Source organism: Streptomyces sp. MnatMP-M17 (genome assembly GCF_900091995.1).
GTDB lineage: Bacteria > Actinomycetota > Actinomycetes > Streptomycetales > Streptomycetaceae > Streptomyces.
The window spans coordinates 1-3,412 of the sequence record NZ_FMDK01000962.1; the positions used below are offsets into that span (position 1 = coordinate 1).

Below are 3,412 nucleotides of genomic sequence, written 5' to 3' on the forward strand. Positions count from 1 at the left end.
GGGGGCCGGCGGGGCCGCCGGGCCGTACGGACTGCCCGGCCCGTACGGGCCGGGCAGCGGGGGATGCTTGTGCCGAGCGGTGCTTGTGCCGGGCGGCGCTCGCGCTGTGGGGTGCTTGTGCTGTCGGGGCACGAGCACCCTGTCCCGCCCAGCCCGGACGTCCCGTCAACTCAAGGGCGTCGCCCTCCTCGTACGCGTAGGTTCGGTCCATGCTGATCACTCTGGGAAGCCCGCCGTCGGACGCCGAGACAGCTGCCTGGCACGCGGTGGTCAGCGCCGCACACGTCCGCGATCTGCCGGCCTCGGTGCCCGAGCCCAGCAGGGCGGAGACCGCGGGCAGACTGCGGGTGCCTCCGCTGCACGGGCGTAACGTTCATCTCGCGACGCTGGCGCCGGACGGCTCGTACGAGGGCGTCGCCTCGCTGCTCCTGTTCACCGAGCAGGACAGCAGGCACACCGCCTTTCTCGACGCCCTGGTGGTACGGCCCGACGCCCGGCGGCACGGCGTCGGCGCCGCGCTCTGGGCCGCCGTACGCGCCGAACTCCTCGCGCACGGGCGTACCTCGGTCTCGACCGTGCTCGAACTCGGCGGCGCGGGCGAGGCGTTCGTGGACAGCCTCGGCTTCACGAATGTGCTGCCGCTCGGCTGGTACGTCCTGCGCGTCCGGCAGGCGGTGGACGAGATCCCGCCGCCCGCGCTGCCCGACGGCTTCCGCTTCACCGACTGGTCGGGCGCGGTCCCCGACGGACCGGCCGAGTCCTTCGCCCGTGCCCACGCGGCGGTGCGGGAGGCGCCGACGACCGTGCCCGGAGGGCACCTGGACCAGCGCAGACCGGGCCCGGACGTGGCACGGGTGAGAGCCGCGGCCCGGGTGATGGAGCGGCGCGGCGGAGTCGTCCTCACGGCCGCCGTGCTCGACACGACGGACGGCGACGCCGTGGTGGCGTATACGGAAGTGGTGCTGTGCGATCCGGCCGACACCCGCGCGGTCCAGTACGACACGGTCGTCGTCCCGGGCCACCGTGGCCGCGGTCTCGGCCGGGCGGTCAAGCGCCATCTGCTGGGCAGACTGCGCGAACTGCATCCCGCCGTACGGGAGATCACCACCACCGTCGCGGACGACAACGCCTCGATGCTCGCCGTGAACGAGGCGCTGGGCTACCGGCGCGAGCGCCCGGCCGGGATCTTCCGTGCCAAGCTCTGAGCCTGCCAAGTTCTGAACCGTACCGAGCTCCGAGCCGGCGACCGGCCTCTATCGTGGCCCTCGGGCCGGCCTGTCCGCCGGCCGGCGGTTCGAACGGGAACGGGCAACGGGAACGGGCTTGGTCGGTCCGGTCGGTCCGGTCGGTCTAGGGGAGGCGCTCTGTGGGGTCGGAACGAAGCAGCTCGGCAGAGCCTCTGCCACGGCTGCGCCTGGATGAGCTGCTGGAAGAGCTCCAGATACGTATCGACGCGGTCCGCAGCACACGCGACCGGGTGCACGGCCTGCTGGAGGCGGTGCTCTCCGTGGGACGTGAACTGGATCTGCCGCAGGTGCTCCGCGGCATAGTCGAGGCCGCGGTCGTGCTGGTGGACGCCGAGTACGGTGCGCTGGGCGTGATCGGCGAGGACGAGAAGCTCTCGGAGTTCCTGACGGTGGGCATCGACGACGAGCTGAGATCGCGGATCGGCCCGCTGCCCAGCGGCCACGGTCTGCTGGGAGAGCTGATCCGTCATCCGGAGGCGCTGCGGATGCCGGAGCTGTCCGAGCATCCTTCCTCGTACGGTTTCCCGGCGGGCCATCCGCCGATGCACTCCTTCCTGGGGGTCCCGATCCGGGTGCGTGACAAGGTCTTCGGCAATCTGTATCTCACCGAGAAACGCGGCGCCGAGGAGTTCGACGCGGAGGACGAGTCCGTTCTCTCCACACTGGCCGTGGCGGCCGGTGTCGCCGTCGAGAACGCGCGGCTGTACGAGGAGGCGCGGCGCCGGGAGCAGTGGCTGGCCGCCAGCGCGGAGGTGACGAGCAGTCTGCTGTCGGGCGGGCCGCGTGCCCAGGTACTCGAACTGATCATTGAGCGGGCCCGGCAGATCGTCTCGGCCGACCTCGGCCTGGTGGCCCTGCCGGTCGAAGGCACGGGCGGGCTCACGGCCGGATTCACGGGCGAGCTACGGACCGTACTCGCGGTGGGCCAGGACGCACAGGTGCACGACGGGCTGCGGGTGGCGGACGGTGACGGTTTCATCGGGGCCGCGTTCTCCGCCGCCGAACCTGTGGTGAGCACCGACATCGCACACGATCCGCGGTTCGGCGGCGGCGATGCGCGATGGTCGGGGCTGGGACCGGCGGTGGCGGTGCCGATGGGAAGCCGCGGTGGTGTGCGCGGTGTGCTGCTGCTCGCGCGCGGTGCGGGACGTCCCGTCTTCGGTGCGGGCGAGACGGTTCCGCTGCTCGGATTCGCCGGGCAGGCGGCGCTCGCCATGGAGCTGGCCGAACGCCGCAGCGCCGCCGAGCAGATAGCGCTCCTGGAGGACCGTGACCGTATCGCGCGTGATCTGCACGATCTGGCGATCCAGCGGCTGTTCGCGACGGGAATGACGCTCCAGAGCACCCAGAAGTTCGTCCAGCACCCGCAGGCCGCCGAACGTCTGGAGCGCGCGGTCGACGATCTGGACGACACCATCAAGATCATCCGGTCGACGATCTTCGGACTCCGTACGAAGGAGACGGGCCGGGCGGCCGAGGGAGTACGCGCCCGTGTGGCCGTCTCGGTCGAAGCGGCGGCGGCGTCGCTCGGCTTCAGTCCCGCTCTCCGGACGGAGGGACTGGTCGATACGGATGTGCCTCCCGCGATCGCCGACCATCTGATCGCGGTGCTGGTGGAGGCGCTGAGCAATATCGCGCGGCACGCGCGGGCGACGGCCGTCGACGTACGGCTGGTCGTCGCTCCCGGTGAACTGAGCCTGACGGTCGCGGACAACGGTGTGGGCTTCGGGCCGGAGTCCGCGCGCAGCGGGCTGAAGAACATCAAGGAGCGGAGCGTCGCGCTGGGCGGCGCCTTTGTCCATGACACTCCGCCGGAAGGCGGCGCGCGTCTTGTGTGGCGTGTGCCGTTGTCGGCGTCGGCGTCGACAACGGCGTCTGTGTCTGCGTCGGTGGATACGGCGGCTGCCGGGCCCGAGGCATAGGGCGCCTCAGGGCGGAGGTGTCCGCGTCCGCGCGAGGGCGGCGGAGGCCGGAGCGCCCTGCCGTATCCCGAGCTTCGGCAGCAGACGCGCGATCCGGTCACGGACGGTCTTCTCGGCGAGAGAGAGCTGCCGTCCGATCTGATGGTCCGTGAGCCCGTCGCCGACGAGCCTCAACAGGTGCCGTTCCTCCGGCGAGAGCACGGCGGGAGCCGGAGCACCGGGCCCGGTCGAGCCGGTCCCGGC

At 71.8% G+C, this 3,412-nt stretch carries 4 protein-coding genes; 2 read left to right on the forward strand and 2 right to left on the reverse strand.

Features of this window, described 5'->3' with window-relative positions; all coding sequences use genetic code 11:
• Nucleotides 1-211 (reverse strand): hypothetical protein (locus GA0115259_RS41345; RefSeq protein ID WP_370749171.1); only part of this gene is annotated, 211 nt, incomplete at its 3' end.
• Between GA0115259_RS41345 and GA0115259_RS34200 the strand changes: the two genes are divergently transcribed.
• Together GA0115259_RS34200 and GA0115259_RS34205 are read left to right on the forward strand one after the other, a co-directional pair.
• Entirely contained in the window at nt 210-1,205 is a 996-nt protein-coding gene (locus tag GA0115259_RS34200) for a GNAT family N-acetyltransferase (RefSeq protein WP_093604114.1), read from the forward strand. The two genes, GA0115259_RS41345 and GA0115259_RS34200, sit on opposite strands and share 2 nt — an antisense overlap.
• A 161-nt stretch (nt 1,206-1,366) precedes the next feature.
• Nucleotides 1,367-3,169: a sensor histidine kinase gene (locus GA0115259_RS34205; protein WP_256098271.1), complete on the forward strand. Its 1,803-nt coding sequence runs from the start codon at nt 1,367-1,369 to the stop codon at nt 3,167-3,169.
• A gap of 6 nt (nt 3,170-3,175) precedes the next feature.
• Here the strand turns inward: GA0115259_RS34205 and GA0115259_RS34210 are convergent.
• Nucleotides 3,176-3,412, reverse strand: a 237-nt coding sequence (locus GA0115259_RS34210; protein ID WP_141716804.1) for a LuxR C-terminal-related transcriptional regulator, incomplete at its 5' end; no start/stop codon positions are given.